At 37.8% G+C, this 3,479-nt stretch carries 5 protein-coding genes; 4 read left to right on the top strand and 1 reads right to left on the bottom strand.

The window, feature by feature from the left end; translation table 11 throughout:
* Positions 1–27: 27 nt before the first annotated feature.
* The 3 genes from IQR33_RS06060 to yciH all read left to right on the top strand — a co-directional run bounded on the left by IQR33_RS06060 (position 28) and on the right by yciH (position 1,845).
* Entirely contained in the window at positions 28–1,017 is a 990-nt protein-coding gene (locus IQR33_RS06060) for a D-alanine--D-alanine ligase (RefSeq protein ID WP_064354784.1), read from the top strand.
* Positions 1,018–1,145: 128 nt separating this feature from the next.
* On the top strand, positions 1,146–1,532 hold the full coding sequence (locus IQR33_RS06055; protein WP_005376294.1) for a DUF3319 domain-containing protein: 387 nt from the start codon (positions 1,146–1,148) through the stop codon (positions 1,530–1,532).
* A 1-nt stretch (position 1,533) separates the two neighbouring features.
* Positions 1,534–1,845, top strand: a complete 312-nt coding sequence (gene yciH, locus IQR33_RS06050) for a stress response translation initiation inhibitor YciH (protein WP_005376292.1) — start codon at positions 1,534–1,536, stop codon at positions 1,843–1,845.
* Between the two features lie 687 nt (positions 1,846–2,532).
* Here the strand turns inward: yciH and IQR33_RS06045 are convergent.
* Positions 2,533–2,883, bottom strand: a complete 351-nt coding sequence (locus IQR33_RS06045; RefSeq protein ID WP_064354788.1) for a hypothetical protein — start codon at positions 2,881–2,883, stop codon at positions 2,533–2,535.
* 81 nt (positions 2,884–2,964) lie between these two features.
* Here IQR33_RS06045 and IQR33_RS06040 point away from each other — a divergent pair.
* A partial coding sequence (locus tag IQR33_RS06040) for a LysR family transcriptional regulator (protein ID WP_193843588.1) occupies positions 2,965–3,479 on the top strand: 515 nt, incomplete at its 3' end.

Genomic DNA, 3,479 nt, shown 5'->3' with positions numbered 1-3,479 from the left:
TTTTGTAGGTCACGGAAAGATGGATTCATGATTAAAAATATTCTTTTACTATGCGGCGGTGGCTCTTCTGAGCACGAGATTTCATTATTGTCTGCAAATTTTGTCGAACAACAACTAAATCTTATTGAAGACGTTCACGTTACACGCGTAGAAATAAAAAACGAAGGTTGGATGACCAACCAAGGTGAGTTGGTTTACTTGGACCTCAATACCAAGCAGTTGTGCTCAAGTGAATCTAATCAAACCATTGATTTCATCGTGCCTTGTATACATGGTTTTCCTGGCGAAACAGGCGACATTCAATCTCTGTTTGAAATCGCAGGTATTCCTTATCTTGGCTGCGGGCCAGAAGCGAGTAGCAATAGTTTCAATAAAATCACATCTAAGCTTTGGTACGACGCTATCGGCATACCCAATACGCCATACTTATTCTTAACGCGAAACGATGAAGAAGCTCACGTTCAAGCTCATAAAGCCTTTGAAAAGTGGGGAAAAGTTTTTGTTAAAGCCGCTCGCCAAGGCTCTTCCGTTGGCTGTTACAGTGTCACAGGAAAAGACAAGCTTTCTAATGCAGTAAATGATGCTTTTGGGTTTTCTGACCAAGTGTTGGTTGAGAAAGCAGTAAAACCTCGAGAACTTGAAGTTGCTGCATATGAGATGAATGGCCAACTACATATCACTAAGCCAGGCGAGGTCATCGCGCCTGATGGTGCTTTTTACTCGTACGATGAAAAGTACAGCAGTTCAAGTCACTCGCTCACAGAAGTTGAGGCGAAGAATCTAACTCAAGTACAATTAGATTCCATCCAACACGCGTCAGAGACGGTATTTAAACAAATGAATCTTCGTCATTTATCTCGTATCGACTTTTTCCTAACGGAAGATGATGAGATTTACTTAAACGAAGTAAACACATTTCCAGGAATGACTCCGATCTCAATGTTCCCTAAAATGCTTCAAAACAACGGGCACAAATTTCATGAGTTCTTGGAAGATTGTATAAACAGTGCAAAGTGATTAACGTTATCGAGACGCGTTTTATGATACAAGTTGTTTTCTAGAGCAAGGATTATTCAAGCCGTATTTGAATATTGCTCAGTAGCAATTATGATTATATCAACGCATTAAACAGATGACTCAGTGGTATGGCGATTTCAAATTATAGAGGTTTTAACCTGCAGTCAGTCGGATCAGATGGCAGTGTTTGGAAGGTTAAAATCAAGAACCACGTTTTACAGGGCAGTTTGACGGCGGTAAAGAAAAGCATTGATTGGTGGTGTGACACCGCATCGATTATTGATCCCAAAGAGTTTGCTTCACTCGGGCAAAGAGTGCAGCAAACTGGTGTTGCAAAATCAGAGGTCTTTAACGGCTATACTATTCAAAACGATACAGGCCAACCTAACTCTTGGTACTGTATGTTTAATGGTAAACTGATTAAGGGCAGTAAAGCCGCTATTCAACGCCATATCGAAGCTTATTTGGTTGCAAAGCAAAAAGCGATGCAAGCTCAACAACAAAAGAAACAATAGAATGACTCTGGTATATTCAACAGAAACCGGTCGAATTAAACCGGAAGAAGAAAAAGTATCTCGCCCTAAAGGCGATGGTGTTGTTCGGATTCAGCGCCAAACGAAAGGCCGTAAAGGTAAAGGCGTATGCATTGTTACAGGTTTAGACTTGGATGATGCACCTTTAAAGTTATTAGCGGCAGAACTCAAAAAAGTCTGTGGCTGTGGTGGCTCTGTAAAAGATGGCAATATCGAGATTCAAGGTGATGCTAGAGACAAGATCAAGGCACATCTTGAAAAGAAAGGCATGACAGTCAAATTAGCCGGTGGCTAATTTAATATTTCCAGTAAACAAAAATGGCGTCTAAAGAAATAGACGCCATTTTTTATAAGTTGCTAATTGAAGGGCAAGCAATCGTAGATTGATAGATCGATATTAGCTATTTTATGGTAAATAACGATTATGTTTAATGCTCACAGTAAGGCCCTTAAATTTAAAATCTGCAGGGGAATAGGAGCATACTCAGACAGCATTTAGCGTACGACGACATACAATTTAACATAACACATATAATACGCACTCCAGGGTTAAAAGATTAGCAGTGGCGATGTCAGCTTGCTTACCCCGTATTTGGCTTTTGCGACCTTGCAGGCTTCATCAGCTGTCTTGTATGGGCCATGAACTTCGATTCCACCACAGCGACCACTTGAACTGTATCTTTGGTTACGTCCGACACCATGCACGTTGGTTTTGCATCTTGCTCATTCAATATGAGTCAACATGGATACGCGTTTGCTTAACCCTAACGTGTAAGTACTAGATTATCTTTATAGGAACAAGGAATCTAACAGATGTAAACTCTCTACTTTTCAATCTATACCTAGATCTTTCTTCATATGTTCACTCAACTCGTTAGTGGTTCTTACATTAATCTTATGTTTGCAATGATGGATTCTCAACTCTTCACCAAATAATTTTACTAGTGATTTGGTATACAAAGTACTAATATTATTTATTATTCTATACAATGTATCTTTCTGATAAACAGATCTTTTCGAATTTTGTATTGCAGTCTTCATATTTTAATATCCTTACACGTTTAACTTTATAATTTAAAAAATCAATTTCAACTTTTATTATTACTTTTTTCGATATGTAATGAGTCATTATCAATGATGCACAATCAACAATTAAATCACCCGAATCCAACTTAGTAATTTCACGAGACAAATTCTTTATTTTTAAATCTTTATTTTCTATATTTAATCCGATTGAGTTAATTTCTTCAGGATATCGGTTTAACTTAATATTCAATATGATTTTATTAAGATAGTAGTCTGCCTTTATTTCATGGCGGCTTTTAAATATCATTGTCCCCCTCCGATGAAGCAAGTTATACTTTCCCACCAGTTAAAAGACAACGTGACTCAGAGTTGCAAAAAGGTAACAATCATGGAATTGATGAACAATGAGTTGATCTGCTTTGCAGCCATTTGTAAACACCTCTCTCTTACAGAGGCATCAAAAGAACTTGGAAAGTCGAAAGCTCAAGTCAGCAGGCAGCTAGCAGCATTAGAAAAACAACTTGGTGTAACACTCGTCCACAGGACAACAAGGAAACTCGTTTTAACTGATCATGGCGAAAGCATTAGAGAGCTTGCTATCAAGACGTTAGAGAGTTTGCACGAGTTAAATTACAGAGCTAGCTCGTTGAGTGAATGCATTGATGGAAAGTTTAAAATCACAATGCCCAACTCTATAGCCTCTTCTATTTTTGGTTCTGTTCTTAAAGACTTACAAGAACGATATCCAAAAGTTGATTTTGAAATATCGTCAAGTAACAATGTAGAAAATTTATTAGAAAGCAATGTAGATTTAGCGATTAGGCTTAATAATGTTATTGATGACACTCTTATTGCACATAAAATTGGTGATTATAGTGATGTTTTGATATCTAGGGTAAGTAA

The sequence above is a fragment of the Vibrio sp. OPT46 genome (assembly GCF_015163535.1).
GTDB classification, from domain to species: Bacteria; Pseudomonadota; Gammaproteobacteria; order Enterobacterales; family Vibrionaceae; genus Vibrio; species Vibrio alginolyticus.
This window is presented reverse-complemented; position numbering and strand designations above follow the sequence as displayed.

What these genes read in the sequence shown, in the direction of transcription:
- IQR33_RS06060 (WP_064354784.1), top strand. Translation starts at nt 28, where the DNA reads ATGATTAAAAATATTCTTTTACTATGCGGCGGTGGCTCTTCTGAGCAC.
- IQR33_RS06055 (WP_005376294.1), top strand. Translation starts at nt 1,146, where the DNA reads ATGGCGATTTCAAATTATAGAGGTTTTAACCTGCAGTCAGTCGGATCA.
- yciH (WP_005376292.1), top strand. Translation starts at nt 1,534, where the DNA reads ATGACTCTGGTATATTCAACAGAAACCGGTCGAATTAAACCGGAAGAA.
- IQR33_RS06045 (WP_064354788.1), bottom strand. Translation starts at nt 2,883, where the DNA reads ATGATATTTAAAAGCCGCCATGAAATAAAGGCAGACTACTATCTTAAT.